Consider the following 26,143-nt stretch of genomic DNA (forward strand, 5'->3'; position numbering starts at 1 on the left):
TTCCACCTGACATGACCCGACTGCGCAAGATCATCCACGTTGACATGGACGCGTTCTACGCGTCGGTGGAGCAGCGCGACGATCCGTCACTGCGCGGCAAGCCGGTGGTTGTGGCATGGCGCGGCGCACGCTCGGTGGTGTGCGCGGCATCGTACGAGGCACGCGTGTTCGGTGTGCGTTCGGCCATGCCGGCAGTGCGGGCCGAACGCCTGTGCCCGGATGCGATCTTCGTGCCGCCCGACTTCGCACGTTACAAGGCGGTGTCACGCCAGGTGCGCGAGATCTTCCTGCGCCACACCGACCTGGTTGAGCCATTGTCGCTGGATGAAGCCTACCTGGACGTGACCGAGCCGAAGAGCGGCATCGAACTGGCGACCGACATCGCCCGTACCATCCGCATGCAGATCCGTGAGGAGACCAACCTGACTGCTTCAGCCGGGATCGCGCCGAACAAGTTCCTGGCCAAGATCGCCTCGGACTGGCGCAAGCCCGATGGCCAGTTCGTGATTCCGCCGCAGCGGGTGGACGCCTTCCTGCTGCCGTTGCCGGTGAGCCGGGTGCCTGGCGTCGGCAAGGTGATGGAAGGCAAGCTGGCCGCGCGCGGCATCGCCACCTGCGGCGACCTGCGGCAGTGGGCACTGATCGATCTGGAAGAAGCGTTCGGCAGTTTCGGCCGCAGCCTGTACAACCGCGCACGCGGCATCGACGAGCGGCCGGTGGAACCGGACCAGCAGGTGCAGTCGATTTCCTCGGAGGACACGTTCGCCGAAGACCTGCTGCTGGAAGACCTGACCGAGGCCATCGTGCAGCTGGCAGAGAAGACCTGGAAGGCGACCCGCAAGACCGAGCGTGTCGGCCATACCGTGGTGCTGAAGTTGAAAACCGCGCAGTTCCGCATTCTCACCCGCAGCTTCACCCCGGAACGTCCGCCGGAGTCGATGGAAGAACTGCGCGACATCGCACTGGCCCTGCGCGCCCGCGTCGACCTGCCGGCGGAGACGCGCTATCGGCTGGTGGGTGTCGGGCTGGGTGGCTTCCGCGAAAAGGAACCGGTGGTGCAGGGGGAGTTGTTCGAGCACGACATGAACAATCCCACAGATACCTAATCATCAAATAGTGGGGTCAGAGCCCGTTGCGCAGCAACGGGCTCTGACCCCGTGCCGACCAACGGTCGGCACCCACCATCAGCAGCAGGTTCCGACAGATAGCGGGAAACTGTCGAAGGCGGGGTGGGTCCGGTTGCGGGGGCGTGAGCCGCATGGATGCGGCGACCGAGCTTACATGGACGTACTTGCAGCGCCCCCCGCAACCGGACCCACCTCGCCTTCCCACCGATAGCCAGCTGTTGCTGTTGCCTCTGCAGGTGCAGGGCGCAGCCCTGCAAAAGAAAACTCCCCACCTCATGGCCACTGCATCTCGCCCTTGGCCACCTTCGCACTCAGCTCCAGCGACGCCACGCCGTCCAGCTTCGGATAGCGCGCCTGCATCGCCTTCACCAGTGCCGCGCTGTCCTTGGCCTTTGCCGCCTCGGCGTCGAACGCGCGGATGTAGTCCGCAGTGAAGCGCAGCGCACTGGCATCCAGCGCCGCACCCGGCGCGTAATGCCCCGGTACCACCACCTTCGGCTTCAGTGCCTGCAACCGCTGCAGGGTCTGCAGCCAGTCAGCGTGCGACTTCGTCGTCTGCGTGTCGGCCATCCACACGTGCTCACCGGCCACCACCGGAATGCCGCCAACGATCGCGCGCAGCGACGGTACCCACAGCACCGTGCGGTCCGGGGTCGGGCCATCCAGGCCGATCAGTGGCAGGCGCTGGCCTTCCAGCTGCAGGGCATCGCCGTCCAGTACCTGCGGCACCACGATGCGTGCCGGCACGTCGGCGCCCATTTTCGGTCCCCAGTAGGCCAGCTTGCCGGCCTGGGTCTGCTGGATGTGGGCGACGGTCTGCGCAGTGGCGACGATGCGTGCCTGCGGGAAGGCATCCTGCAGGGTGGCCAGGCCGAAGTAGTAGTCCGGATCGCCGTGGCTGATGTAGATCGTGGTCAGCTGCTTGCCACTGGCACGGATCCGTTCGACCAGCTTGCGCGCGTCGCTGGCACCAAACTGTGCATCGACCAGGATCGCGTCGTGGCGCCCTTCGATCAGCACCGAGGATACCGAGAACATCGCCTGCGGGCCGGGATGGAAGGTCTGCAGGTGCAGTCGTGATTTCGTCGCGGTGGTCGGCGCCGCGGTGGCCGGTGCGGCCAGCAGCGGCGCACTGGTGAACGTGGCGGCCAGGGCGAGGGGAAGCAGCAGGGCAGCGGTACGCATGGGGAATTCCTTGTGTCGGATAGGGAGCCGAGCGTGGGCTTGGCCCTACAGGGCTCGCGCGTCGATCAGTACGCGGCCGTGATGATCTGCTTCGGGTACTGGTGCGCTTCCAGCTCGGCGACGAACGCGGCGCCGTAGTCGGCATAACTGATGCGGCTGTGGCCGCTGGCGTCGGCCAGGAAGGCCTTGGGCTGCACACGGTACTGGCCGCGCTCTTCGCCCGGGCCGATTTCGGCGGCCGGCGAGAAGAAGGTCCAGTCCAGGTCGTCCACTGCCTGCAGGCGATTGAAGGCTTCACGATGGGCCAGCGCGTACGGCTTGTAGGCTTCCGGGAAGTTGGGGGTATCGACCAGCTGCACGCCCGGCGCGACTTCCAGGCTGCCGGCGCCACCCACCACCATCAGGCGCGGTACGCCGGCCTTGCGCGCGGCGGCCGCCAGCTGCGCGGCGATCTCGCCCACGCGGCCGATGTCATCGCCCGGACGCGGGCCGTAGGCGCTGGCCAGCACGTCGTGGCCAGCGATGGCGGCGACCAGCGCGTCCTGGTCATCCAGCGAGGCGATCACCGGATGGGCACCGGCCAGTTCGGCCGGAAGGTCCTGCGCGCTGCGCACGATGACGGTGAGTTCGTGGCCGTGGGCCAGCGCGTGGCGGGCGATCTGGCGGCCGATGTTGCCGGTGGAACCAACGAGGGCGATCTTCATGGCAGGACTCCGTGGGGCGATGTGGGCTGGGAATGGGGCCACTCTAGGCCGCTGCAGTCGCTCGAAAAACAGCGTATAACGCGCTTGTTTGTTGCGTGGATCGAGCATATGGACCGATTGACCGCCATGGCCGTGTTTGTCGAGGTGGCCGAGCGCGGCAGCCTCACCGCCGCCGCAGAAGTGCTGGACATGTCGCGGGCGATGGTCAGCCGCTACCTGGCCGAGGTCGAGGGCTGGCTGGGCGCACGCCTGCTGCACCGGACCACACGCCGGGTCAGCCTGACCGGCCCGGGCGAGGCGGCGCTGGCGCGCTTCCGGCAGATGCTGGCAATCGGCGAAGAACTGCAGGGCGAGCTGGCCAGTGATGATCCCGAGCCGCACGGCACGCTGCGGGTGACCGCCAGCGTGTCGTTCGGGCAGAGCCACCTGGCGCGGGCGGTGGCCGGTTTCGTCGCACGCCATCCGGCGGCGCGCATCGAGCTGCTGCTGGTCGACCGCACGGTGAACCTGGTCGAGGAGCGCGTGGACCTGGCCGTGCGCATCGCGCGCCAGATCGACCCCAGCCTGATCGCGCGGCGGCTGGCCACCTGCCGCTCGGTGCTGTGCGCGACGCCGTCGTACCTGCAGGCGCGTGGCACGCCGACCGCGCCGGAGCACCTGGCCGCGCACAACTGCCTGACCCACCACTACGTCGGCAAGAGCCTGTGGCAGCTGCACCGCGATGGCCGTTCGCTGTCGGTGGCGGTGGGCGGCAACATCAGCGCCAACGATGCCTCGCTGCTGCTGGAGGCGGTACGCGCCGGTGCCGGGATCGCCATGCTGCCGACCTACCAGGTGGCGCCACTGCTGCGCAGCGGCGAGCTGATCGAACTGCTGCCCGGATTCAGTCTGGACGAGCTCGGCATTCATGCCGTGTACGCATCACGGCGCCAGCAGCCCGCTATCATGCGGCGATTCCTGGATTACCTGGCCGAGTGTTTCGCCAGCCCGGCCTTCCAGGATCTGGATTGGCGCCCACCGGGCAAGGAGAACACATGAACCATGGACAGGCCTTGATCGACCACAACCGTGCTGCCTGGGACCGCCAGGCCAGCGAAGTGCGCGAATGGTCGCGCCCGGTGGAGAGTTCAACCATTGCCGCCGCGCGCGAAGGCCGCTGGCAGGTGCACCTGACCCCACGCGCGCTGCCACTGGACTGGCTGGGCGACGTGCGCGGCCGCCGCATCCTGTGCCTGGCCTCGGGTGGTGGCCAGCAGGCCCCCGTGCTGGCCGCTGCGGGCGCCGACGTCACCGTGTTCGACCTGTCCGACGGGCAGCTGGAACAGGACCGCCGGGTCGCTGCGCGTGATGGACTGCAGCTGCGCACGGTGCAGGGCGACATGCGCGACCTGCACGTATTCGCCAACGACAGTTTCGACGTGGTGTTCCATCCGATCTCCAACCTGTACGTGCCCGACGTGCGCCCGGTGTGGACCGAATGCCGCCGCGTGCTGGCGCGCGATGGCATGTTGATGGCCAGTTTCTACAACCCGGTGCTGTTCGTCGGTGCACGTGATCCGCAGCTGGACGCACAGGGTTTGATCCGGCCGCAGTACGCCATTCCCTATTCGGACCTGGAAGACCTGCCCGCCGCAGAGCGTGAGGCGAAACTCGCCCGCGGTGATGCGCTGACCTTTGGCCACAGCCTGACCGAACTGATCGGCGGACAGCTGGATGCAGGCTTCGTGATTGATCGGTTCATGGAAGACTGGCAGCCGAAGCCGCGCTTCCTGATCGACCGTTACCTGCCCACCTTTCTGGCCACCCGCGCACGCAGGATCGGATGAGGCGGATCCTGGAAAAAAACGCGGCGTACAATGGGCGGCCCCACGTTGTACAGGCGTCGTCCCTTGTCGTATCCCTATCCGCTGGTCGTATTCGATCTCGATGGCACGCTGGTCGACAGCGCATCTGACATCGCCGAAGCGCTGAACCGCACGCTGGAAGCCATCGGCATGGCACGCGTGCCGGAAGCCACCGTGCTCGGCTGGATCGGTGACGGAGTGCGCCGCCTGGTCGAACAGGCCGTGCACGCCGCCGGTCGTGAGGTCGACCTGGCCGAGGTCATGCCGGTGTTCATGGTGCACTACCGTGAATGCCTGCTGCGCAGCCCGCGCCTGTTCGATGGCGTGGCCGAGGCACTGGCGCAGCTGCGCGCGCGCGACGTGCCACTGGCGATCTGCACCAACAAGCCCGAAGCACTGGTGCCGCCGCTGCTGCAGCACCTGGGCATCGGTGATGCGTTCGCGCTGGTACTGGGCGGCGATTCACTGCCACAGCGCAAGCCCAGCGGCGAACCGCTGCGGCACATCGCCACGCACTTCGGGCTGCCGGTGCAGGCGTGCCTGATGGTGGGAGATTCGTTGACCGACTACCGCGCCGCCGAAGATGCGGGCATGCCGATCGCGCTGGTGCGCTACGGCTATCCGCGCGGCCTGGACCTGGCCAGCGCGCATGCGGTGGCGGTGATCGACGACCTGCGTGAACTGCCGGGGTTGACCGCCGGCGTCCCGGTGTAGAGCCGAGCCCATGCTCGGCTGCTTTGCTGCCTGAGCCGAGCATGGGCTCGGCTCTACAGAGAAAGCGCCGGGCAATGCCCGGCGCCTTCTTTCATTTCGGCTGGTAACGCACACTCAACTGGTACTCACGGCCCGGCTGGTTGAACCACGCCACCGTCTCATACCTGCGGTCGAACACGTTGGTGGCACGCGCCAGCAGCGACCACGACGGCGTCAGCGCGTACTCGGCGCGCAGATCCAGCGTGCCGTACCCCCCCACCTTCACCGCGTTGGCGGCATCGTCATAGCGCTTGCCCGCACCCTGAACCGTCAGGCCTGCGCGGAAGTCCCCGAAACGCCGGTCGATGTCCAAGCGCGCGGTCTGCTGTGCACGACGCGGCAGCCAGTTGTCGAACTGCGTGCTGCCGCCGGTGCGGTTGCGTGGGTCGGTGTAGCTCAGCTGGGCGTTGATGTCGAAGCCGGCCAGCAGCACGCCACCGGTCAGTTCGGCACCGCGGATGCGCGCCTTCTCCACCTGCTGCATCCTGAAGGTCGCCGCATCGTAGGTGATCAGATCATCGATGCGGGTTTCATAGACGTCCAGGCCCCAGTGCCAGCCCTGTCCCTGCTGCGAAACGCCCAGGTTGGCGCTCTTGGACTTCTCCGGGTTCAACGTCGGCACACCGCTCCACGGGTCATACAGGTCGCTGAAGGTCGGCGCCTTGAACGCGGTGCCGTAACTGGCATTGACACGCAGGCCGTGGCCGAGCTCCATCGCCCAGCCGAGGCTGCCCGTAGCGTGGTTGCCGAACTGCTGGTTGTCGTCGTTGCGCGCGCTGGCCTGCAGCTGGTGGCGGCCGAAGCGCCCCTGGTACTGCACGAACACGCCGGTGTTGCGGCGGCTGTCGACCCGATATCCGGCACTGCTGCCATCCAGGTTGTCTTCGCTCCAGTCCACGCCGGTGCTCAGCAGCTGGCCTTCGGCCAAGGCGAAGTCACCCTGCAGCGAGGCACTGTCGCGGTGGGTCTGAGCGCTGCCACGGGCACCGAAGTCACCGAAGTTGTCCGACTCGTTGTCACTGCGCCCGACATTGGCGGTGAACGCCAGGCGTTCGGACGGGGTGTAGCGCACCTTGCCGGCCAGCACCTGCTGGCGGGTTTCCGAATAGTTGTAGTAGCCGTCGTAATGGTTCTTTCCGTCGGCACGCAATGCACTGCCTTCCACGTTCCATTGGTCGTTGAAGGTGTAGCCACCGCGCAGGCTCTTGGACAGGTTGCGGTAGCCATCGCGGTCATGTTCGTCGGCAAAGCAGCCGGTGAACAGCGTTGCCGAGCCGCGGCAGGCATCGATGCCATCGGAATGCTGGTAGGCGATGTCGGCGCCGAACCAGCCGCGTTCGGTCCCGCCACCGATCCCGCCGCTGGCTTCGCGCAGGCCGTTGCTGCCGCCACCGAGCTGGAAGTGCGGGGCGAAATCACCCTGGTTGCGGCGGGTGAAGATCTGGATCACGCCGCCAATGGCATCGGCGCCGTACAGGCTCGACTGCGGGCCACGCACGATTTCCACGCGCTCGATCTGCGCCAGCGGCAGGTCCTGGTACATCGCCAGGCCGAGGTCGGCACTGTTGATGCGCACGCCGTCGACCAGCACCACGGTGTGGCCCGAGTTGGTGCCGCGCAGGAACAGCGAGCTCTGCTTGCCGAGCCCACCGGCATTGGTCAGGTTGATGCCGGCGCGGCCGCGCAGCAGTTCCTGCAGCGACGTGGCCTGGCTGGATTCGATCTGCGCGCGGTCGATCACCTGGGCCGGCGCGATGCTGTCCTGCAGGGCGATCGGGGTGCGCGTGGCGGTGACCAGGATCTGGTCGAGCGCGGTGGTGTCATCGGCGGCCTGTGCCAGCGCGGGCAGGGCGGCCAGTACGGCCAGGGACAGCATTCGGGACTGCAGCTTCATGGGGGGACTCCAGGTGCCACGCACGCCCGCGTGGCGAAGGGGAGGAGCCGCGAAGGCAGGCACGCGCCGATGCCGCAGCGCACGCCACGGTCATCCAGCGCCATGCCCACCGCATCGCGACCTGAGGCTTCCGGGCCGGTCTCCGGGCTTGCCGCCGGGTGGCGCGAGGCCACCGTCCAGGCGCCTTCCCATGCCTGCGGCACAGTGGCGGTGTTGCCTGGAACTGACGTGCTTACCGTTGCGGGGGCAGCGCCGGCCTGGCGTGGAATCACGCGTCACCGGCTTCCCGTTTCAACCTGCCGGCCACGGCCGCAGGTCACCTGGAAGTGCGCGCAGTCTACGGCATCGCAGGCCGTCCCGTTGCGTCGCGCCTGCGCGGCTGCCTTTGCTGTGCCTTTAGAATGGTTGCTCGATCCCGTGGTGCCGTTACCGATGTCTGCCCGTTCTCCGTTGTACCTGCGTCGCCCGTCCGGGACGCACGCATGATCCTCGACCTGGTCCGCCATGCCGGCAACGGTCGCGATGAATTCCTTGATGGCCGCAGCGATCCACCGCAGCTGGCCGGCCTGCCGCAGGAGCTGGTCGAGGCCTATGCCGGGCAACGCTGGGAGCGGGTGATCAGTTCACCGCGGTTGCGCGCCCTGCACACGGCGATGGCGCTGGCCACCCCACGCGGGCTGGACGTCGAAGCGGACGAGGAATGGGAAGAACTGGATTTCGGCGATTGGGACGGGCAGTCGCTGTTCGACCTGCCGGAAGATGCGCTGGCCGCCTTCCATGCCGATCCGCATGCGTTCCCGCCGCCGAACGGCGAGAGCTGGGGTCATTTCGAGCGGCGTATCGCGCGCGCGCTGGATCGCCTGCTCGATGATGATGATCCGGTGCCGACGCTGGTGGTCAGCCATGGTGGCCCGCTGCGCATGGTGTTGTCGCAGGTCTGCGGCCTGCCGATGTCGCTGTGCTGGGCCCTGCGCATCGACCACGGCACGCGCCTGCGGGTGTGGCTGGAGCGGGGCGAGATCGGGCTGGTGGGCGAGCTGCTGGAACTGCAGCAGCCCTGATCTGCTCTTGTAGAGCCGAGCCATGCTCGGCTGCACTTCGATCAGAAAGGCCAGCCGAGCGTGGGCTCGGCTCTACAGGAGGGCGCGGCTCAATCCTCGTCCGCGCCCTCGGCAACGCTGTCTTCAGCGTCATCGTCGGCATCGAAGCGCTGCTCATGCACCGGGCCCGACGCCGGGCCGGCCGCCTTCAGCGGATGCGCGGCGATGCGCGCTTCGTAGTCCTGCACCAGCGCTTCACGCTGCGGCTCGCTCAGCTCCTGCCAGTGGCAGTCCAGCAATGCGCCTTCCAGCGAGTACAGCAGGTTCAGGCTGGGCTTGAAGCCGGCCCGCTTGACCTTGACGAAGGCGCCAACTGCGCCGATCGCAACCAGGTCCTCGCGGCTGCGCAGCCCGACCTGGCGCAGCCACGCTGCACTCTTCGGGCCGATGTTGCGCAGCTTCGGTGCGCTCATCCCAGTGCCTCGACGAACACGCGGGCGATGGCTTCCAGGCCGGCCTGATCGTCGGCGTCGAAGCGGCCGACCTTCGGGCTGTCGATATCGAACACGCCGATCAGTTCATCGCCGCGCAGCAGCGGCACCACCAGCTCCGAACGCGAGGCCGAATCGCAGGCGATGTGGCCGGGGAAGGCATCGACGTCGTCCACGCGCTGGGTCACGCGCTGGCTGGCGGCGGCACCGCACACGCCCTTGTCCAGCGGGATGCGCACGCAGGCCGGCAGGCCCTGGAACGGGCCGACCACCAGTTCCTTGCCGTCATACAGGTAGAAGCCCACCCAGTTCAGGTCGGGCAGGGCGTGATAGACCAGTGCGGAGAGGTTGGCCGCGTTGGCGATGCGGTCGGACTCGGCGTAGACCAGGCCACGGGCCTGTTCCAGCAGCTGGGCGTATTGTTCCGGCTTGCTGCCGGTGAGCGAGGCATTGGCGAACATGCCTGCAGTCTAGCAAGTGCACCGGGCCGGCGATAATGCGCGCACTGTTGCCCTGTTGGAGCCCATCGATGCCGTTGCCCGCTACGCTGCCGCCCGCCCTGTTCGTTACCGGCACCGACACCGAAATCGGCAAGACCGCGGCCAGCACCGCGCTGCTGCATGCACTGCGCCAGCGTGGCCTGCGCGCGGTGGGCATGAAGCCCGTGGCCAGCGGCAGCGAGGACCTGGGGCAGGGCCTGCGCAACGAGGACGCGCTGGCGCTGCAGGCGGCCAGCTGGCCGGTACCGGACTATGCCGACCTGAATCCCTATGCGCTGCGGCAGCCGCTGGCACCGGAGCTGGCCGCTGCCGAGGACGGCGTGCAGGTGGCGCTGGCGCCGATCGTGGCCGCGTTCGAACGCCTGCGCGCGAAGGCCGATATCGTCGTGGTGGAGGGCGTGGGCGGTTGGCTGGCACCGGTCTCGGCCACGCTGGACCAGCTCGACCTGGTGCGTGCGCTGCAGCTGCCGGTGCTGCTGGTGGTGGGCATGCGGCTGGGCTGCGTCAACCACGCGCGGTTGACCGCGCAATCGCTGCAGGCCAGCGGCGTGGACTGCCTGGGCTGGATCGGCAACCACATCGACCCGGCAATGCAGCGCCAGGACGAGAACATCGCCACGCTGCAGCAGCGCCTGCCGATGCCGTGCTGGGGACGGCTGCCGCATCTGCCGGATGCCAGTGGTGAAGTGCTGGCGGCGCACCTGCTCGACGACCTGGGGTAGTGCCGGCCGCTGGCCGGCAACCTCGATGAATCACGTCCGTGCAGTTGCCGGCCAGCGGCCGGCACTACCGTGCTGCAGCCGCCAGCTCCCGCGCGATCGCACCCAGCCGTTCCACCGCACCGATGAAGCGCGCATCCAGGCTCTGGCAGCACGACAGCCGCAGGCAGTGGCGATAGCGCGCACCACGCGAATAGACCTGGCCGGGCATGAACACGATGTCCTCCTGCAGCGCTCGCTCGAACAGCTCGCGCGTGTCCACGCCCGGCAGTTCCAGCCACAGCAGGAATCCGCCCTGTGGTTCGGTGGCGCGGGTGCCTGCCGGGAAATGCTCGGCTACCAGCTGGCGCAGCCGTCCCACCTGTTCGCGGTACAGGCGGCGCATGCGATGCAGATGGTGCTCGTAGCTGCCTGCTTCCAGATACGCGGCCACCGCATCGCCGAGCAGCTGCGGCTCACCACCGGTGGACTGGAACTTCAGCAGCGCGATGCGCTCTGCGAAGCGGCCGCCATCCAGCCAGCCGATGCGGTAATCCGGCGCCAGTGTCTTTGAGAAGCCACCGACCACCATCACCCAGCCATCGCGATCGAAGGCTTTCAGCAAGGGTGCCGGCGGCTCGCAGAACTGCAGCTCGGCGTACACCGCATCCTCGATCAGGGGCAGCTGCCGTGCGTTGACCAGCTCGGCCAGGCGTTGTTTGGCGGCGGTCGGCATGGTGCAGCCGAGCGGGTTGTGCACGGTCGGCATCACCACCAGTGCGGCCAGCGGCGTGTGCTCCAGCAGCGCATCCAGTGCATCCACATCCAGCCCGTGCTGCGGGTGGGTGGGCAACTCGATTGCCTGCAGGCCGAGGTTGGCCAGCAACGGATACAGGTTGAAGTAGGACGGCGCCTCGATGCCCACTGCGTCACCGGGCTGGGTGACCGCGCGCAACGCCAGCTGCAGGGCCTCCATCGCACCATGGGTCAGCAGGAGTCGCTCGGCGTGGGTGTGCAGGCCCATGCGCGGACTGCGGCGCACGATCTGCGCCAGCAGCCGGGGGGAGCCGTTGGGTCTCGCATAGGTCTCCACCGTCTGCTGGCCGTGGCGCAGCACCTGCGCGGTATGCCGGGCCAGCTGCGCGCCGGGATAGAACTGGCGACCACGTGGGCCGGCGAAGGCCAGGTCGACCACACCCGGGCGGCGCTGCGCTTCCAGTACCCGGGCCATCAGCACCTGCTGCAGCGGCGCGGTGGGCGCGGACGGGGTGTCGCGCAGCGAACGCTCCGGCACCGACAGCCGCGGCGCGACTTCGAAGCCCGCCTTCGGCCGCGGAATCACCAGCCCGGCATCTTCCAGCTGGCGATATGCCGCGATCACCGTGTTGAGGCTGAGCCTGCGCTGCGACGCCATCTGCCGCAGCGAAGGCAGGCGGCTGCCGACCGGAAGGCGGCCGCCGTGGATGGCCTCGGCCAGTTCGTCGGAGAGCCGCTGGTAGCGTGGAGGGATCATCGTGGCCTGGTCATCTGTATCCATCGAACATGCCGCCATCTGGTTCTGTACCCATGATGATGGCGAGCCTAGCATGTCGTCGTCGGCCGGGCCTGATCGGGGCGTGGCCGGCGCATTCCAAGCGCACGGCGGGACCGCCGTGCGTCTTTTTTTGGTGTGTAGAGCCGAGCACCGATCAGCCCCAGGGGAAATGCCGTCAGCGCATCGGCACCAGCACCGCCTCGCGCCGGTACAGCGCCGGAAACTGCTTGGCCAGGGCCGCCAGCTTCGGTGCGTCGTAGTAGCGGATGTAGGCGGCCTGCGGGTAGTTGGTCATGTAGTTCTGGTGGTAGCTCTCGGCCGGGTAGAAGCGCTGGCCGCTGACCAGCTGGGTGACGATCGGCGCGCGGTAGCTGCCGGCCTGGCCGAGCTGGGCGATGTAGGCACGGCTGGCCGCCTGCTGGCGGGCGTCGTCAGTGAAGATCGCCGAACGGTACTGGCTGCCGTGGTCCGGACCCTGGCGGTTGAGCTGGGTCGGGTCGTGCGCGACTGAGAAGAACACCTGCATCAGCTGTCCATAGCTGACCTGGCGCGGGTCGTAGTCAATCTTTACGGCTTCGGCATGGCCGGTCTGGCCACCGCTGACGCGCTCATAGCGCGCATTGGCTGCACTGCCACCGATATAGCCGGACACCGCATTGCTCACGCCCTTGACGTGCTGGAACACGCCCTGCACGCCCCAGAAGCAACCGCCGGCAAACACCACGCTGGCGTGGGTGGCGTCATCGCGGAACGCCGCATCGCCGGTGGGGGCCGGCAGTGCCTGGATCTGCGCGCTGGCTTCGACCGGCGCCGCAGCCGCGCCGTGATCGACCAGCAGCACCCCGGCAATCAATGCCATGGCCACCAGGCCGGCAACACCGGCGGCGATGCTCTGTTCAAAGGAGAGTTTCATCATGTGCTCCCGGTTCAACCGAAGGTGAAGGCATAGGCCTGCACGCCCGCATCGAGGAATTCGATCTCGAAGCGATGCGGACCGACCGTGCCGCGCTGGCGTACCAGCTGGTACAGGCGATGCTCGTCGACCACGCCACTGCCATCGGCGCCGACATCACTACCGGCATCGGCAGCGGGCAGCGCCTTGCCATCCAGCCAGACGCGGAAGCGCACCGGCGTGCCGTCGCGGCTGGGCGCCAGCACCAGGTGCAGGTCACGCGCATGGAACTGGAAGGCAATGCGGCCACCGGCCTGCTGCAGCTGTGCGGCTTCATCGGTGACGGTCCAGCGCCCCGACAGTCCCCACTGGTTCAACGCCAGGGTGGTCGGCAGCGTGTAGTCGAACGCGCTGTTGCTGCGCTGTCCGCCGGGCGAGGCGAACTGCTCGGCGCGGGCGTGGCCCAGATAGGTTTCCGGCGAGCGCAGGTTGCCCATGTCGGCCTGCACGGCCACGCCTTTCAGGTCGGCGGCAGCAGGATCGGCAGGCGGCGGCAGGTTGGCCTGCCCGGCTTCGGTCAGCAGGCGACGGATCATCTGTTCCGAACGCGCGTAGTTGCCTTCGCCGAACTGGTGGCCGCGGATGTTGCCCTGCGCATCGACGAAGTACTGCGCCGGCCAGTAGCGGTTGTTGAACGCGCGCCAGATCGTGTACTGGTTGTCCAGCGCCACCGGGTACTCGACCTTCAGCTGCTGCACCGCCTTCATGACGTTGCGCGGGTCACGCTCGAAGGCGAATTCCGGCGTGTGCACGCCGATCACCACCAGGCCGTGGTCGCGGTAGCGGCGCTCCCATTCGTGCACGAACGGCATCGCGCGCAGGCAGTTGATACAGGAGTAGGTCCAGAAGTCGACCAGTACCACCTTGCCGCGCAGCTGCTGGGCCGTCAGCGGTGGGCTGTTGAGCCAGCCGGTGGCCCCGTCCAGCGCGGGGAGGGTGCCCTCGACCGGCAGCGGTGCATCGCCAGCGGCGTTGGCACCGGCCATCATCATCATCGGTGGTGCCGCCGGCTGCGCGCCGGGTACCGCGTCCAGCAGGCCCTGCTCGATACGCGCGGTGCTGACCGTGGAAAGGCGGGTCAGCAGGCCGGTATCCCAGCCCAGGCCGATCGCCACCACTGCCAGCAAGGCGGCCACGCCCAGCACCTTGCGCAGCACATCGCCGAGGCCAAGCCGCGCCTGCAGCGCACGGAACACCCGGCCGCCCACCCACACCGCCAGTGCCAGCGCGGTGATCGCGCCCAGCGCATACGCCAGCAGCAGGGCACTGGTACCCACGCTGGCACCATGCAGGGCGGCACCGGTCAGCACCAGGCCGAGGATCGGACCGGCGCATGGCGCCCACAGCAGGCCGGTGGCGATGCCGATCAGCAGCGAGGTCCACGCGCCGCCGCGCCCAGCGGCATCCGCGGCATCGGCGCGCGCGCTCAGACGGGCACCCACGCGCTGGAACGGCGCCAGCAGATGGTCGGCCACTCGTGGCCACAGCAGGGCGACCGCGAACAGCGCCATCAGCAGCAGGGCGATCCAGCGCCCGACCTGGTTGGCCTGTGCCACCCATTGGCTGCCCACCGCGGCCAGGCTGGCGACCACGGTGAAGGTGAGTGCCATGCCCAGCAGCAATGGCAGCGTGCTGCGCAGGAACGGACGGTCGGCACGCGCGAACACGAACGGCAGCACCGGCAGGATGCAGGGGCTGAGCAGGGTCAGCGCGCCTCCCAGGTAGGCAAGCAGCAACAGCAGCATCGTCAGGCTCCGGAAACAGGGGAAGAACCGACCGGCACCCGCCAGCCGTCGGCAGTGCCATCCGTGGCGCCGGGAACGAACACCATCGCTGCACCGTTCATGCAGTAGCGCAGCCCGGTCGGGCGTGGGCCATCGTTGAACACATGGCCGAGGTGGCCACCGCAGCGGCGGCAGTGCACCTCCACCCGCAGCATCCCGAAGGTGACGTCGCGGTCTTCGCCGATGGCGTTGTGCAGCGGCGCCCAGAAGCTGGGCCAGCCGGTGCCGCTCTCGAACTTGGTGGACGAGGAAAACAGCGGCAGCGCACAGCCGGCACACGCGAAGGTGCCCTGGCGGTGTTCCTTGTTGAGCGGGCTGCTCCACGGCCGTTCGGTGGCCTGCTGGCGCAGCACCGCGTACTGCGCCGGGGTCAGGCGCTGGCGCCAGTCGGCATCGCTGTGCATGACCTCGAACTGTCGCGACGGGCGCGCTTCGGCGGCGGCGGGGGCGGCGCGGCTGCAGGCCCCCAGGCCGAGCAGGCCGGCGGCGGTGGCAACACCGCCCAGGCCCAGCAGATGGCGGCGGGACAAGGACATGGCGGACTCCGGGAAGGGGGTGACGGGGCCATGCTGCGCCCGCCCGGGTCAACGAATCCTCACGCAGGATTCAATTTTTCGTGAGGTATCGGCGGCCGTCCCGCGCCACAATGCAACCCGCCTCCCCACTGGCCTTGAGCTGACGATGTCGACCAAACGCGTGCTGATTGTTGAAGACGATGCCCACATCGCCGACCTGCTGCGCATGCACCTGGGCGATGAGGGCTACGACGTCGCCCATGCTGCCAGCGGCGATGCCGGCCTGCGCCTGCTCGAGCAGGAAGGTCCCTGGGACGCGCTGGTGCTGGACGTGATGCTGCCCGGCGTGGACGGGCTGCAGGTGTGCCAGCGCGCACGCGCGATGGCGCGGTATGTGCCGATCATCATCATCAGTGCGCGCGGCAGCGAAACCCAGCGCATCGTCGGCCTGGAACTGGGCGCGGACGATTACCTGGCAAAACCCTTCTCGATGCCGGAACTGGTGGCACGCGTGCGCGCGCTGCTGCGCCGCGCCGAGGCGATGGCGCAGAGCGCACGCATCGATGCCGGCGCGATCGAGCTGGGGGGACTGCAGCTGGACCCGGTCGCGCGCACCGCCTCGGTGGATGGCAATCCATTGGAGCTGACCCCGCGCGAGTTCGACCTGCTGTTGTTCTTTGCCCGTCACCCGGACCAGGTGTTCGCGCGCATGGAACTGCTCAACCAGGTCTGGGGCTACCAGCACGACGGCTACGAGCATACGGTCAACACCCATATCAACCGCCTGCGCAGCAAGATCGAGCCCGATCCGGCCAATCCGCGGCGGCTGCTGACGGTGTGGGGCCGTGGCTACAAGCTGGTCGACCCGGCCGGAGCGGCGGCATGATCAAGCCGAACCTGTGGCAGAAGCTGGCAGTGGTGACCGCTGCGCTGATGCTGACGTGCTGCATGGCGCTGCTTGCACTGCAGATGCGTGCCAATACCCGCCACGAGCAGGAGGTGGTACAGCGGTTGTCGTTGGGCCTGGCCGAGCACATCGCCCAGCGCAGCGAGCTGATGGATACCAGCGGCATGCGTGATGCGGCGGTGCGGGCGTTGTTCGGCCAGTTGATGGCGGTCAACCCCAGCGTCGAGGTCTACCTGCTGGATGACCAGGGCCGCATCCTCGGCCACGATGCACCCAGTGGGCACCTGGTGCGAAACCGGGTGGACGTGGCGCCGCTGCGCCGCCTGCTGGCCGGTGCGCCGTTGCCGATCCTCGGCGATGACCCGCGCAGCGCGAATGGCCGCAAGGTGTTCAGCGCGGCACCTCTGATCGTGCAGGGCCGGCCGGCGGGCTACGTGTACGTGGTGCTGGTCGGCGAGCACCGGCAGATGCTGGCCGACGATCTTGCCGCCGGCAGCCAGTGGAACACCACGCTGTGGTCGGTGGTGCTGGTCGGTGGCCTCGGCCTGCTGGCCGGGCTGGTGGCGTTCTACTGGGTGACCCGTCCGCTGCGGCGGCTGACCCGACGCATCCAGGCCTTCGACATCGACGCACCCACGCCGTTGCCACCGCCGGAGCCGCTGCGCCCTGGTGAGCGCGACGAGCTGGTGATCCTCGAACACGCGCACGCGCAGATGGCGCAGCGGCTGGGCGAGCAGTGGCAGCAGCTGCGCCAGCAGGACCTGCAGCGCCGCGAACTGGTCGCCAACATCTCACACGACCTGCGCACGCCGCTGTCGTCGCTGCATGGCTACCTGGAAACGCTGGCGTTGAAGGACGCCACGCTGACAGCGGACGAGCGCCGCCGCTATCTCGGTATCGCGCTGGCGCAGAGCGCCAAGGTCGGCCGGCTGGCGCGCGCGCTGTTCGAGCTGGCGCGGCTGGAGCATGGCGAAGTGCGGTTGGAGTGGGAGGTGTTCGCGCTGCCGGAGCTGCTGCAGGACGTGCTGCAGAAGTTCGAACTGGCGGCACAGGCGCGCGGCCAGCAGCTGCACGCAGCGTTCCCCCCCGGCCTGCCGCTGGTGCGCGCCGACCTGGGCCTGGTCGAACGGGTGTTGACCAACCTGCTCGACAACGCGCTGCGCCATGCACCCGACGGTGGACAGATCGAAGTGCGCCTGCGTGCGACTCCCGACAGCGTGGAGGTCAGCGTGGCCGATGACGGCCCAGGGGTCGCGCCGGCGTTGCGCACCCAGCTGTTCCAGGCACCGGCCGCGCTGGGCGCGCGGCGCGGCGAGAACGGCGGATTGGGGCTGTTGATCGTGCAGCGCATCGTGCAGCTGCACGGCCGCCGCATCGAACTGCGCGACAGCGAGCGTGGCGCGCTGTTCGTGTTCGCCTTGCCGCGTGCGGAACCGGCGGCCTAGCAGGCCGCTTCGCATTCGACGATGCCGCCGTTTTCCAGCGGCAGGCGCAGGCGGATGCAGGCACCGCCCAGCGCCGAATCGGTCACTTCGACGTGGCCGCCATGCTTGTCGGCCACCACCTGCACCAGCGCCAGGCCGAGGCCGAAGCCGGGACTGCCCGGGTCCAGCCGGACATAGGGCTGCAGCACCTGGCCGCGTAGTTCGGGTGCGATGCCGGGGCCGTCGTCCTCCACCTGCAGGCATAGCCAGCCGTCATTGACGGTGCTGGCAATACGGATCTGCCGGCGCGCGTAACGCAGTGCATTGCCGAGCAGGTTGCGCAGTGCCAGCTCCAGCATGTGCCGGTTGACGTTGACCAGGCCCACCGGCGACAGCGCCTGCTGCACCGGCATCGGCAGCGGCGCGAACTGGGCGACCACGCCACGCACCAGCGCCGCCAGCTGCAGGCGCTGGCGGGTCGGCTGATGGCAGCGGCCCAGTGCGGCGTACTCGACGCCGGCATCGGTCAGGTGCTGCAGCCGATCCACATCGGTGCGCAATCCGCCCAGTGCATCGCGCTGCCCATCATCGAGCGCGGTGTCCTCCAGGTCGGCCAGGCCGAAACGCATCCGCGCCAATGGCGTGCGCACTTCGTGCGCCACCGCCTGCGCCAGCACACGCTGGCTTTCCAGCAGCTGCTGCAGCTGCTCGGCCATGTGGTTGAAGGCATTGGCCAGTGGCCGCACCAGCGCGGTGCCCGCACGCGGCGCTCGCGTGTCCAACTGGCCATCGCGCATCTGCCTGGCCGCCTGTGCCAGCTGCGAGACGTCGCGCCACAACCGATAGACCATCACGTACATCGGCAGTGCCACCGCCACCATCAGGATCAGCAGCAGGATCGCCACGCCGGACACTTCGCTGTCCTGCCAGCCCTCGTCCGGCAGCGCTTCGTCCAGCGGCCCCAGGATCACCGCGTAGTCGCTGTCACCGATGCGCTGCAGGCTGCGCATGTGCTCCAGGTCGATCTGCACGCGGCCGTTGTTGAACGGCGGACGTTGGCTGGCCGGCAACGCCCTCACTGCCTCAGCCAGCGGCACCATGCGCAGCGCGTAGGCGAAATCGGCGTCGAGTTCGCGTGCCAGCACCGGCCACTGGTCGCGCGGGGTTTCGGCGAAGCGGTGCTGCAGCAGCGCATGGGTGCCACGCATCTCGGCCTGCAGACCAGCTTCCGTGCGGTCTTCGAGCAGGGCATCCCAGGCCCACAGGCCCAGCACGATCAACAACAGGTGGGCGACCAGGAAGCCGACGCCGTAGCGCAGGAAGTGGAAGGCGTGGCCGCGCATCGCCGAGGGCGTGCGCTTCATCCCCATGCCGAGCGGCTGAACAGGTAGCCGCGGCCACGGACGGTCTTGATCCGTTCCGGCTGCTCGGGGTTGTCGCCCAGTTTGCGGCGCAGGCGCGAGATGCGGGCATCGATCGAACGGTCCAGGCCGTCGAAGGCGATGCCACGCAGGCCGCGCAGCAGCGCGTCGCGGTCCAGGATCTGGCCGGCGTTGCTGGCCAGCAGGAACAGCAGGTCGAACTCGGCCGTGGTCAGCTCCAGCAGGCTGCCCTGCAGGTGCACGTTGCGTGTGGACGGGTCGATGTTCAGCTCGCCGAAGCGCAGGCTGCCGTCACGCGGTTCGACCCGGCGGTGGCGGCGCAGGTGGGCGCGCAGCCGCGCCAGCAGCACCCGCGGTTCGATCGGTTTGCCGATGTAGTCGTCGGCCCCCAGCTCCAGTCCCAGCACCTGGTCGATGTTGTCAGTGCGGGCGGTCAGCACGCAGATGATGCCGTCATAGTGAGGGCGGATCTGCCGACACACTTCGAAACCATCCTGGTCGGGCAGGCCGACATCGAGCAGCACCAGCGCCGGCTTTTCGGCCAGGATCCGGGCCACTGCCCGCTCGCCGCTGCGTTCATGGGCGACCTGGTAGCCATGCCGCTGCAGGTAGTCACTGACCATCGTTCCCAGGCGGGCATCGTCTTCAACCAGTACGATATCCAGCATTTCCAAGGCCTCCGTAGGCGCAGACGTACCGCCACGGCACGAGCGCGGCGATGCTATCCCAGCCATCGGGCCGCCCGGGTGCCGGGGGCGGGCGCCATTCAGCCGGGGTTGCTGGCGCACGGGCCGGGTCTCAGTCCCGGCAACGACTTGCCGCCCAGCATAGCCTGCCGCTGTTACAAAACGTTACCTTCGTGATACGGCGGGTGACGATCGCTGACAGCAAAGCGACTGACGCGACGGGGCCTGCGGCCGAGCATGGAGTCTTCTCCGCTCCGCGTGCCGTCCCCATGTCGCCCGCCGCCCCCTGCCTGCTGAACCCGTCCCGCCGCCGCCAGTGCGGAGGCTCCCGATGAGCGGCGTGGTCGGGGCCTGGCTGCCGCCCGCCGAGGACGAGCAGCTGCTGCAGCAGCTGGCGCCAATGCTGCGGGCGCTGCAGCAGCGTGGGCGTGGCCGCATCGGTTACTGGACCGACGCCGAGGCCGGCCTCGCGCTGGGCCACTGCCGGGCGCCGGCCGACACGCCGTTGCAGCCGCTGAGCTCGGACTGCGGTCGCTACGTGCTGTGCCTGGACGGCCGCCTGTACAACCGCGCTGACCTGCAGGCGCAGTTGCGCGATCTGCCACGCAGCTGCAGCGATGCACGGCTGCTGCTGCAGGCGATCGTCGAATGGGGCGTGCAGCGGGCGCTGGCGCGTATCGAGGGCGCGTTCGGTTTCAGTGTCTGGGACCGCGAGTCGCGCGTGCTGTGGCTGGCCCGTGATCCGGTGGGCGAGCGGCCGCTGTATTACGGCTGGTGCCAGGGCCGGTTCCTGTTCGCCTCGGAGTTGAAGGCGCTGCAGGCTTTCGCCGGGTTCGCCCCGAGCATCGACCAGGATGCGCTGAGCCTGCTGCTGCGCCACGACTATGTGCCGGCGCCGCACACCATCTACCGCGGCATCCACAAGCTGGTGGCGGGCGCGATGCTGCGCATCGATCTCAGCGACCATGCCGCGGGTTGCTCCAGCCAGGCCGCGCAGGGGGGCGCGCGTTACTGGTGCGCACGCGAAGCAATGCAGCGTGCACTGCAGGAGCCGGTGCAACCGGCGCCGAGCCTGGAACAGGCCACCGATCAGCTTGAGGCGGTACTTCAGAAAGCCATCGCTTCACGCATGCACTCGCCGCTGGCCTGTGGCGCGTTCCTGTCCGGTGGCACCGACTCCTCGCTGGTGACGGCGATGATGCAGGCCCAATCCAACCTGCCGATCGAAGCATGGACGGTCGGCTTCGACGATCCGGGACATGACGAGAGCGACTGGGCGTCGCAGGTCGCGCGCCATCTGGGTGTGCAGCATCACCTGCACCGCATGGACGCGCGCCAGGGCCTGGATCTGCTGCAGCGCCTGCCGCAGGTCTGGTGCGAACCGTTCGCCGACGCGTCGCAGCTGCCGACGCTGCTGGCCAGTGAACTGCTGGGGGCACGCAAGCCGGTGGCGCTGACCGGTGACGGTGGCGATGAACTGTTCTTCGGCCACCCCAGCTATGGCCGCGCGCTGCGCAATGCGCGCCTGTGCGGTGGCTTGCCGGATTGGGTACGCGACCTGGCGCGGCGCAGCGGCAACCGCATGAACGCCGAGCGTGGTCGCTTGGGTGGCTGGCGTGCATTGGTGGCCGAGGTTGCTGCCAACGATGTGGAAGGCCACTACCTGCAGCGGGTGACCCGCTGGCGGCAGCCGGCGCAGGTGGTGCTGGGCGCGCGTGAACCGGTGACGATCTTCCAGCAGCAGGACACGGCGCTGCCGGCCGAAGCGCGCATCCAGCTGCTGGATTTCCGCATGGACCTGGCCGAGGGCATTCTCGCCAAGGTTGACCGCGCGGGCATGGCGGCGGGCGTTGAAACCCGTGCGCCGCTGCTGGACATGGAGGTGGTGCGACTGGCCTGGCGCCTGCCGCAGCACCTGAAGTACCACGATGGCGAACACAAACTGATTCTGAAGCACCTGTTGGCACGCTACCTGCCCGAGCCGCTGGTGTACCGTCCCAAGCGCGGCTTTGGCCCGCCGATGGCGCGCTGGCTGGCCGGTCCATTGCGCGATTGGGCGGAGGCGCTGCTGGACCCGCAGCTGCTGCGCAACCAGGGCTGTTTCGATGCGGCGCGCGTGCGCGGCATCTGGGAAGCGTTCCTGCGCGGCGAGCGCAAGTGGCACACGCACCTGTGGAACGTGCTGATGTTCCAGGCGTGGCACCAGCACTGGCACGGTGGTCGCGGGCGCTGAGGTTCCTTTGCGGTGTGTTCTGCGTGGCGTGTGGCGGATTCGTTCTGCGTGGCGCAGGGCGGAGGCCCTTGCGTACGAATGTCCTCCGGCGCCGGCCGTTGGCCGTCACCTCCCCCTTTACTTCGTACGCAAGGGTCTCCGCCCTGCGTTCGAAATCTATCGGCGCTTTATTGGAGACAGCCTGCTCGATGCCTTGGCCGCCGCAAGCCGAACCTCGTCGGGGCGGGCAGGGGCCTGGGCAAAGTAAAGGAGGAGGTGACGGCCAACGGCCGGCGCCGGGGGACATTTGCCCAGACCCCTGCCTGCCCCGGCGGGGCCGTTCAATTCGCGGCGAATCGAAACGAAGGCACGCGTGCGGTGGGTTCATTTTGCGTGGCGCAGGGCGGAGACCCTTGCGTACGAATGTCCTCCGGCGCCGGCCGTTGGCCGTCACCTCCCCCTTTACTTCGTACGCAAGGGCCTCCGCCCTGCGTTCGAAATCTATCGGCGCTTTGTTGAAGGCAGCCTGCTCGGTGCCTTGGCCGCCGCAAGCCGAACCTCGTCGGGGCGGGCAGGGCCTGGGCAAAGTAAAGGAGGAGGTGACGGCCAACGGCCGGCGCCGGGGGACATTTGCCCAGGCCCCTGCCCGCCCCGGCGGGGCCCATCAGTTCGCAGAGAGTCCAAGCGAGGAAGCGCTATTCAATCCAGAAGCCAGGCAAAAAAAGACCCGGCAGAGGGAGGGATCTGCCGGGTCCGGATTGCATGGGGGGAGGGACCCATGCAATGAGCGTTGCGTCGCGTCAGTGACTGTTCGCGTCCGCCGTTGATTCGTTGTAACCCTGCACCAGTTCGGACCAGGCCTTGCTGGCCTGCAGGCCGAGACCGACCACATCCTGCTGGGCCTGGCCCAGCCGCTGCAGGTTGTCCTGCCACAGCTGTGCGCCCCTGTTGAGCATCCCGGCCGCGTCGTCGCTGCGGGCCAGTTCACCCAGCCAGCCGCCGGTCGCGGTCAGGTTGCGCTCCATCGCCTTCAACTGCACGCCGAACATGCTTTCCGCGTTCTCCAACGCCAACCGGTTCGCACGGGTTGCCGCGGCGGCGAGCTGGCGGGTGGCATCACTGAAGCGATCGCTGAAGGCGGCGGCCATGGGGCGTCAGGGAGTGGCTTGATGCATTGCAGCATACGCCCTTGATGCGGCAATGCAACAAAAATAACAAAGGCGCTCAGGGCGCCTTTGAAAAACCTTTCAGATCAATGAGTTGATCAGACCGTCGGACCGCGGTAGCGGCAGCCGGAGGTGCAGGTTTCGTGCACGGTGATCTCGCTCAGCGCCGGCAGGCTGGGCTTGAGTTCGTTCCAGATCCACACCGCCAGGTTCTCGCTGGTCGGGTTCTCCAGGCCGGGGATGTCGTTGAGGTAGTGATGGTCCAGGCGGTCATAGATGGGCTGGAAGGCCGCCTTCACGTCGCCGAAGTCCATGATCCAGCCGGTCTGCGCGCCGGGCTCGCCCTCGACCTTCAGTTCCACCCGGAACGAGTGGCCGTGCAGGCGCGAGCACTTGTGCCCCGGCGGCACGTTGGGAAGGCGGTGCGCCGCCTCGAGCATGAAGACTTTGAAGATTTCCATGGCGCAATTGTACGCCGCAGGTGGCCGGCCATCCTGAGTGGATGTCGGGCTTTCGTGAAGTAACTCTTTCCATCCGGATGAAGAGATGATCGCTTCTCTTATATCCGTATGAAGAGATGTTATTGGCCGGACCCGGGCCAGGCATGGACTACTGCGGAACTTCGTCGTCCTTACCATCTCCCCACATCGTCATGCCCAAGCACACCCTGCTCGTGGCGGCCCTGGCCGTCGCTCTGGCCGCGCCTTTGTCCGCCGCCGCCGAAACCTCCGCCGACGCCGTTGGTGACGCCAATACCCTGGCCGCCGTGCGTGTCACCGGTTCCAACATCAAGCGCACCGATACCGAGGCCTCCAATCCGGTGCAGGTGATCGGTCGCCAGCAGCTGGAACAGACCGGCAAGGCCACCGTGGCCGACGTGCTGCGTTCGATTTCGGCCAACACCGGCAACGCCGCCAACGAAACCACCAACAACGGCTGGGCGTCCGGCTCGGCCGGCATCGGCCTGCGCGGCCTCTCGCAGAAGAACACGCTGGTCCTGCTCAACGGCCGCCGCCTGGCCAACTACGGTTTCCCGGCCGGTGGCCTGTCCGACACCTTCGTCGATCTCAATGCGCTGCCGCTGGTCGCGGTCGAGCGCATTGAAGTGCTCAAGGACGGCGCCTCGGCGGTATACGGTTCCGACGCCGTGGCCGGCGTGGTCAACATCATCACCCGGCAGAACTTCGAAGGCGCCGAGATCGGCGGCAGCTTCGGCGGTGCCGACCAGGGCGGCCTGCACGAGCAGAACCTGAAGTTCGTCGGCGGCCTCGGTGATCTGGACACCGACGGCTACAACATCCTCTTCAGCCTGCAGGGTTACAACCGCGAGCGTCTGGACCAGGACGAGCGCAATCTGACCCGCAGTGGCATCTACACCGACAAGCCCGGTGGCCGCTGGAACGGCTGGTCGGCCAAGGGCGCACGCTACCTGGTCAACGGCGTGTCGGTGCCGATGCTCGATGCCAACGGCAACTGCCCGGCCGGCACCACCCGCGTTGCCAGCGCGCCGATCGATGGCCTGTCCGGTGATACCTGCGGCTTCAACCAGGCACCGTTCACCACGCTGATCCCCTCTACCAAGCGCTATCAGGCCTACGCCAACGGTACGTTCCGCCTGAACGACAACGTCGAAGCCTTCGGCGAGGTGCTGTACAGCCAGATCAAGAGCGCCGCGTGGTTCGGCAGCAGCCCGTTCTTCACCCTGGAGAGCGGCCGCTTCGCACTGAACGCGGACAGCGGCCTGGCCGAGCCGGTGTCGTCGCTGCTGCCGGCCAGCAATCCGTATAACCCGTACGGCCGTGCGATCCCGATCGAGTACACCTTCTTCGACCTCGGCGGCACGATCAAGACCAACCGCTCAACCGCCTATCGCGGCGTGTTCGGTCTGCGCGGCACCACCGCCAACTGGGACTGGGAAGTGGCTGCATTCGGTGCGCGCAGCAGTGAGCGGGAGACTGTGTCCGGCGGGTTCGCCAACCGCTGGGCGCTGGCCAACGCACTGTCCACGGGCAGCTACAACCTGCTTGACCCGGCAGCCACGCCGCAGTCGGTGCGTGATTCGATCAACATCGCCACGCTGCGTCCGGCCGAGTCCAAGCTGCAGGGCGTCGATGCGAAGATTTCCGGCAGCCTGGGCCGCACCTGGGCCGGCGAGATCGGCTTCGCCGCGGGTGCCGAGTGGCGCCGCGAGAAGCTCGATTCCAACAACCCGTGGCAGATCGATGCCGGCCTGCAGGTGCGCCCGGCCATCGCAGAAGTACATGGCCAGCGCCAGGTCAGTGCCGCCTACGCCGAAGTGAACGTACCGCTGGCCTCGACGCTGGAGCTGTCCGCCGCTGCACGCGCCGATCACTATGATGATTTCGGCGATGCGTTCTCGCCGAAGATCGGCCTGCGCTGGCAGCCGCTGGACTTCCTGCTGGTACGTGCATCGGCCTCGAAGGGCTTCCGTGCGCCGTCGCTGTCGGAAAACTCCAACAGCACCAGCATCGCCTATGGCAGCGTGGTCGATCCGCGTGATCCGGACGTGCCGGGCTCGCGGCAGAACCCGACCTTCTTCACCGTCGGCAACAACGCATTGAAGCCCGAGCGCACCAGGAGCGTGAACTTCGGCGTGGTGCTGTCGCCGTGGGCCAACACCAATCTGAGCGTGGACTACTACCGCATCCAGCTGGACAATCTGGTCGGCACCAACAACACCCAGACCCTGGTCAACGACAACGTGGCCGGTGCCGTGCAGCGCGACGAGCGCGGCAAGCTGCAGGCGGTCTACAACCGCTACCAGAACCTGAGCGAGCTGAAGACCTCGGGCATCGACGTCGAACTGCGCCAGCGCATCCCGACCGCGGTGCTGGGTGACTTCACCGTGTCCTCGGCCTACACCCACGTGCGCGACTACCGTCGCCCGACCGTGGTCGGTGGCCCGCTGGTCGACTACGCCGGCAGCAACCTGGGCGCGACCCTGCCCAAGGACAAGGCCACCACCACGCTGGATTGGAAGTACGGTGATTTCAACGCAGCCGTGACCTGGTACTACACCAGCAGCTACCGCCAGGAAGCCAGCACCGCCGCCAAGGCCGTGCAGCAGCGCGTTGGCAGCTACAGCCAGTACGACCTGTACCTGGCCTACACCGGCATCGACAAGCTGACGCTGTATGCCAAGGTGCAGAACCTGGCCGACAAGACGCCGCCGTACGACGCCTCGTTCCCGGGCATCCGCGCGCCGTACGACTTCAGCCAGTACGACCTGCGCGGCCGCTACTTCACGCTGGGCTTCGATTACCGCTTCTGATCCATCCGCCGCAGCCGGCCACCTGAAGGGACCGGCCGCGCAACTGTCTGCCG

23 protein-coding genes and 1 riboswitch are annotated in these 26,143 nt (G+C 68.0%); of the genes, 10 read left to right on the top strand and 13 right to left on the bottom strand.

The window, feature by feature from the left end:
* Window positions 1-11: 11 nt before the first annotated feature.
* The gene (gene dinB / locus AC5P8U_RS15680) at window positions 12-1,106 is read left to right on the top strand and encodes a DNA polymerase IV (RefSeq protein ID WP_088496438.1); all 1,095 of its coding nucleotides are present in this window, start codon (window positions 12-14) and stop codon (window positions 1,104-1,106) included.
* A 294-nt stretch (window positions 1,107-1,400) separates the two neighbouring features.
* On the opposite strand, the gene AC5P8U_RS15685 is transcribed toward dinB, so the two are convergent.
* Together AC5P8U_RS15685 and AC5P8U_RS15690 are read right to left on the bottom strand one after the other, a co-directional pair.
* Complete coding sequence (locus AC5P8U_RS15685; protein ID WP_447897621.1) at window positions 1,401-2,312, bottom strand: MBL fold metallo-hydrolase; 912 nt, start codon at window positions 2,310-2,312, stop codon at window positions 1,401-1,403.
* A gap of 65 nt (window positions 2,313-2,377) precedes the next feature.
* The gene (locus AC5P8U_RS15690; RefSeq protein ID WP_072167743.1) at window positions 2,378-3,016 is read right to left on the bottom strand and encodes an NAD(P)-dependent oxidoreductase; all 639 of its coding nucleotides are present in this window, start codon (window positions 3,014-3,016) and stop codon (window positions 2,378-2,380) included.
* Window positions 3,017-3,124: 108 nt separating this feature from the next.
* Here AC5P8U_RS15690 and AC5P8U_RS15695 point away from each other — a divergent pair, with 108 nt between their 5' ends.
* The 3 genes from AC5P8U_RS15695 (at window position 3,125) to gph (ending at window position 5,574) form a co-directional block, all read left to right on the top strand.
* A complete protein-coding gene (locus AC5P8U_RS15695; protein ID WP_072167744.1) occupies window positions 3,125-4,054 on the top strand; it encodes a LysR family transcriptional regulator in 930 nt (309 codons plus the stop codon).
* Complete coding sequence (locus AC5P8U_RS15700) at window positions 4,051-4,842, top strand: class I SAM-dependent methyltransferase (protein WP_005415136.1); 792 nt, start codon at window positions 4,051-4,053, stop codon at window positions 4,840-4,842. The genes AC5P8U_RS15695 and AC5P8U_RS15700 overlap by 4 nt, the downstream gene beginning before the upstream one ends.
* 63 nt (window positions 4,843-4,905) lie before the next feature.
* On the top strand, window positions 4,906-5,574 hold the full coding sequence (gph, locus tag AC5P8U_RS15705) for a phosphoglycolate phosphatase (protein ID WP_072167746.1): 669 nt from the start codon (window positions 4,906-4,908) through the stop codon (window positions 5,572-5,574).
* A 91-nt stretch (window positions 5,575-5,665) separates the two neighbouring features.
* Here the strand turns inward: gph and btuB are convergent, their stop codons facing one another.
* Window positions 5,666-7,507 (bottom strand): TonB-dependent vitamin B12 receptor, encoded by a 1,842-nt coding sequence (gene btuB / locus AC5P8U_RS15710; protein ID WP_088496579.1) that lies wholly within the window; start codon window positions 7,505-7,507, stop codon window positions 5,666-5,668.
* Window positions 7,508-7,623: 116 nt separating this feature from the next.
* Window positions 7,624-7,846: riboswitch (cobalamin riboswitch) on the bottom strand.
* Between the two features lie 143 nt (window positions 7,847-7,989).
* Between btuB and AC5P8U_RS15715 the strand changes: the two genes are divergently transcribed.
* A complete protein-coding gene (locus tag AC5P8U_RS15715; protein WP_447897615.1) occupies window positions 7,990-8,568 on the top strand; it encodes a histidine phosphatase family protein in 579 nt (192 codons plus the stop codon).
* Window positions 8,569-8,657: 89 nt separating this feature from the next.
* Here AC5P8U_RS15715 and AC5P8U_RS15720 read toward each other — a convergent pair whose 3' ends face one another.
* Both AC5P8U_RS15720 and AC5P8U_RS15725 read right to left on the bottom strand, forming a co-directional pair.
* The gene (locus AC5P8U_RS15720; protein WP_049410464.1) at window positions 8,658-9,020 is read right to left on the bottom strand and encodes a TfoX/Sxy family protein; all 363 of its coding nucleotides are present in this window, start codon (window positions 9,018-9,020) and stop codon (window positions 8,658-8,660) included.
* Window positions 9,017-9,499 carry a GAF domain-containing protein gene (locus AC5P8U_RS15725; RefSeq protein WP_004140850.1) on the bottom strand — a complete coding sequence of 161 codons (483 nt, stop codon included), beginning with the start codon at window positions 9,497-9,499 and terminating at the stop codon, window positions 9,017-9,019. The genes AC5P8U_RS15720 and AC5P8U_RS15725 overlap by 4 nt, the downstream gene beginning before the upstream one ends.
* A 68-nt stretch (window positions 9,500-9,567) precedes the next feature.
* Between AC5P8U_RS15725 and bioD the strand changes: the two genes are divergently transcribed.
* On the top strand, window positions 9,568-10,260 hold the full coding sequence (gene bioD, locus AC5P8U_RS15730; protein ID WP_495214212.1) for a dethiobiotin synthase: 693 nt from the start codon (window positions 9,568-9,570) through the stop codon (window positions 10,258-10,260).
* A 64-nt stretch (window positions 10,261-10,324) separates the two neighbouring features.
* On the opposite strand, the gene AC5P8U_RS15735 is transcribed toward bioD, so the two are convergent.
* From AC5P8U_RS15735 to msrB, 4 genes are all read right to left on the bottom strand, one after another.
* Window positions 10,325-11,773, bottom strand: a complete 1,449-nt coding sequence (locus tag AC5P8U_RS15735) for an aminotransferase-like domain-containing protein (RefSeq protein WP_188241530.1) — start codon at window positions 11,771-11,773, stop codon at window positions 10,325-10,327.
* 172 nt (window positions 11,774-11,945) lie between these two features.
* Window positions 11,946-12,683 carry a peptide-methionine (S)-S-oxide reductase MsrA gene (gene msrA / locus AC5P8U_RS15740; RefSeq protein WP_227837981.1) on the bottom strand — a complete coding sequence of 246 codons (738 nt, stop codon included), beginning with the start codon at window positions 12,681-12,683 and terminating at the stop codon, window positions 11,946-11,948.
* A gap of 14 nt (window positions 12,684-12,697) precedes the next feature.
* The gene (locus AC5P8U_RS15745) at window positions 12,698-14,467 is read right to left on the bottom strand and encodes a cytochrome c biogenesis protein DipZ (protein ID WP_072167752.1); all 1,770 of its coding nucleotides are present in this window, start codon (window positions 14,465-14,467) and stop codon (window positions 12,698-12,700) included.
* Between the two features lie 2 nt (window positions 14,468-14,469).
* Window positions 14,470-15,042, bottom strand: a complete 573-nt coding sequence (gene msrB, locus AC5P8U_RS15750) for a peptide-methionine (R)-S-oxide reductase MsrB (RefSeq protein WP_005415145.1) — start codon at window positions 15,040-15,042, stop codon at window positions 14,470-14,472.
* Between the two features lie 145 nt (window positions 15,043-15,187).
* Between msrB and AC5P8U_RS15755 the strand changes: the two genes are divergently transcribed.
* Both AC5P8U_RS15755 and AC5P8U_RS15760 read left to right on the top strand, forming a co-directional pair.
* Window positions 15,188-15,907, top strand: coding sequence for a response regulator transcription factor (locus AC5P8U_RS15755; protein WP_005415146.1), 720 nt, complete (start codon window positions 15,188-15,190; stop codon window positions 15,905-15,907).
* Window positions 15,904-17,373 carry a sensor histidine kinase gene (locus tag AC5P8U_RS15760; RefSeq protein ID WP_111008272.1) on the top strand — a complete coding sequence of 490 codons (1,470 nt, stop codon included), beginning with the start codon at window positions 15,904-15,906 and terminating at the stop codon, window positions 17,371-17,373. The genes AC5P8U_RS15755 and AC5P8U_RS15760 overlap by 4 nt, the downstream gene beginning before the upstream one ends.
* Here the strand turns inward: AC5P8U_RS15760 and AC5P8U_RS15765 are convergent.
* Window positions 17,370-18,716 (bottom strand): ATP-binding protein, encoded by a 1,347-nt coding sequence (locus AC5P8U_RS15765; RefSeq protein ID WP_072167754.1) that lies wholly within the window; start codon window positions 18,714-18,716, stop codon window positions 17,370-17,372. The two genes, AC5P8U_RS15760 and AC5P8U_RS15765, sit on opposite strands and share 4 nt — an antisense overlap.
* On the bottom strand, window positions 18,713-19,402 hold the full coding sequence (locus AC5P8U_RS15770) for a winged helix-turn-helix domain-containing protein (protein ID WP_004141029.1): 690 nt from the start codon (window positions 19,400-19,402) through the stop codon (window positions 18,713-18,715). Before AC5P8U_RS15770 ends, AC5P8U_RS15765 begins: the two co-directional genes overlap by 4 nt.
* 349 nt (window positions 19,403-19,751) lie before the next feature.
* On the opposite strand from AC5P8U_RS15770, the gene asnB reads away from it, so the two are divergent.
* Window positions 19,752-21,653: an asparagine synthase (glutamine-hydrolyzing) gene (gene asnB, locus AC5P8U_RS15775; protein WP_111008274.1), complete on the top strand. Its 1,902-nt coding sequence runs from the start codon at window positions 19,752-19,754 to the stop codon at window positions 21,651-21,653.
* A 779-nt stretch (window positions 21,654-22,432) separates the two neighbouring features.
* On the opposite strand, the gene AC5P8U_RS15780 is transcribed toward asnB, so the two are convergent.
* Together AC5P8U_RS15780 and queD are read right to left on the bottom strand one after the other, a co-directional pair.
* The gene (locus tag AC5P8U_RS15780; RefSeq protein WP_061480483.1) at window positions 22,433-22,780 is read right to left on the bottom strand and encodes a phasin family protein; all 348 of its coding nucleotides are present in this window, start codon (window positions 22,778-22,780) and stop codon (window positions 22,433-22,435) included.
* Between the two features lie 116 nt (window positions 22,781-22,896).
* On the bottom strand, window positions 22,897-23,259 hold the full coding sequence (gene queD / locus AC5P8U_RS15785) for a 6-carboxytetrahydropterin synthase QueD (protein ID WP_353080369.1): 363 nt from the start codon (window positions 23,257-23,259) through the stop codon (window positions 22,897-22,899).
* Window positions 23,260-23,450: 191 nt separating this feature from the next.
* Between queD and AC5P8U_RS15790 the strand changes: the two genes are divergently transcribed.
* The gene (locus tag AC5P8U_RS15790; RefSeq protein ID WP_072167757.1) at window positions 23,451-26,090 is read left to right on the top strand and encodes a TonB-dependent receptor; all 2,640 of its coding nucleotides are present in this window, start codon (window positions 23,451-23,453) and stop codon (window positions 26,088-26,090) included.
* The last annotated feature ends 53 nt before the right edge of the window (window positions 26,091-26,143 follow it).

The organism is Stenotrophomonas sp. YJH_SMC_81 (assembly GCF_059370875.1).

What these genes read in the sequence shown, in the direction of transcription:
- AC5P8U_RS15770 (WP_004141029.1), bottom strand. Translation starts at nt 19,402, where the DNA reads ATGCTGGATATCGTACTGGTTGAAGACGATGCCCGCCTGGGAACGATG.
- AC5P8U_RS15725 (WP_004140850.1), bottom strand. Translation starts at nt 9,499, where the DNA reads ATGTTCGCCAATGCCTCGCTCACCGGCAGCAAGCCGGAACAATACGCC.
- dinB (WP_088496438.1), top strand. Translation starts at nt 12, where the DNA reads ATGACCCGACTGCGCAAGATCATCCACGTTGACATGGACGCGTTCTAC.
- btuB (WP_088496579.1), bottom strand. Translation starts at nt 7,507, where the DNA reads ATGAAGCTGCAGTCCCGAATGCTGTCCCTGGCCGTACTGGCCGCCCTG.
- AC5P8U_RS15755 (WP_005415146.1), top strand. Translation starts at nt 15,188, where the DNA reads ATGTCGACCAAACGCGTGCTGATTGTTGAAGACGATGCCCACATCGCC.
- AC5P8U_RS15765 (WP_072167754.1), bottom strand. Translation starts at nt 18,716, where the DNA reads ATGAAGCGCACGCCCTCGGCGATGCGCGGCCACGCCTTCCACTTCCTG.
- asnB (WP_111008274.1), top strand. Translation starts at nt 19,752, where the DNA reads ATGAGCGGCGTGGTCGGGGCCTGGCTGCCGCCCGCCGAGGACGAGCAG.
- msrB (WP_005415145.1), bottom strand. Translation starts at nt 15,042, where the DNA reads ATGTCCTTGTCCCGCCGCCATCTGCTGGGCCTGGGCGGTGTTGCCACC.
- queD (WP_353080369.1), bottom strand. Translation starts at nt 23,259, where the DNA reads ATGGAAATCTTCAAAGTCTTCATGCTCGAGGCGGCGCACCGCCTTCCC.
- AC5P8U_RS15735 (WP_188241530.1), bottom strand. Translation starts at nt 11,773, where the DNA reads ATGGATACAGATGACCAGGCCACGATGATCCCTCCACGCTACCAGCGG.
- AC5P8U_RS15695 (WP_072167744.1), top strand. Translation starts at nt 3,125, where the DNA reads ATGGACCGATTGACCGCCATGGCCGTGTTTGTCGAGGTGGCCGAGCGC.
- AC5P8U_RS15700 (WP_005415136.1), top strand. Translation starts at nt 4,051, where the DNA reads ATGAACCATGGACAGGCCTTGATCGACCACAACCGTGCTGCCTGGGAC.
- AC5P8U_RS15685 (WP_447897621.1), bottom strand. Translation starts at nt 2,312, where the DNA reads ATGCGTACCGCTGCCCTGCTGCTTCCCCTCGCCCTGGCCGCCACGTTC.
- AC5P8U_RS15690 (WP_072167743.1), bottom strand. Translation starts at nt 3,016, where the DNA reads ATGAAGATCGCCCTCGTTGGTTCCACCGGCAACATCGGCCGCCAGATC.
- msrA (WP_227837981.1), bottom strand. Translation starts at nt 12,683, where the DNA reads ATGAAACTCTCCTTTGAACAGAGCATCGCCGCCGGTGTTGCCGGCCTG.
- AC5P8U_RS15790 (WP_072167757.1), top strand. Translation starts at nt 23,451, where the DNA reads ATGCCCAAGCACACCCTGCTCGTGGCGGCCCTGGCCGTCGCTCTGGCC.
- AC5P8U_RS15780 (WP_061480483.1), bottom strand. Translation starts at nt 22,780, where the DNA reads ATGGCCGCCGCCTTCAGCGATCGCTTCAGTGATGCCACCCGCCAGCTC.
- AC5P8U_RS15760 (WP_111008272.1), top strand. Translation starts at nt 15,904, where the DNA reads ATGATCAAGCCGAACCTGTGGCAGAAGCTGGCAGTGGTGACCGCTGCG.
- bioD (WP_495214212.1), top strand. Translation starts at nt 9,568, where the DNA reads ATGCCGTTGCCCGCTACGCTGCCGCCCGCCCTGTTCGTTACCGGCACC.
- AC5P8U_RS15745 (WP_072167752.1), bottom strand. Translation starts at nt 14,467, where the DNA reads ATGCTGCTGTTGCTGCTTGCCTACCTGGGAGGCGCGCTGACCCTGCTC.
- AC5P8U_RS15720 (WP_049410464.1), bottom strand. Translation starts at nt 9,020, where the DNA reads ATGAGCGCACCGAAGCTGCGCAACATCGGCCCGAAGAGTGCAGCGTGG.
- AC5P8U_RS15715 (WP_447897615.1), top strand. Translation starts at nt 7,990, where the DNA reads ATGATCCTCGACCTGGTCCGCCATGCCGGCAACGGTCGCGATGAATTC.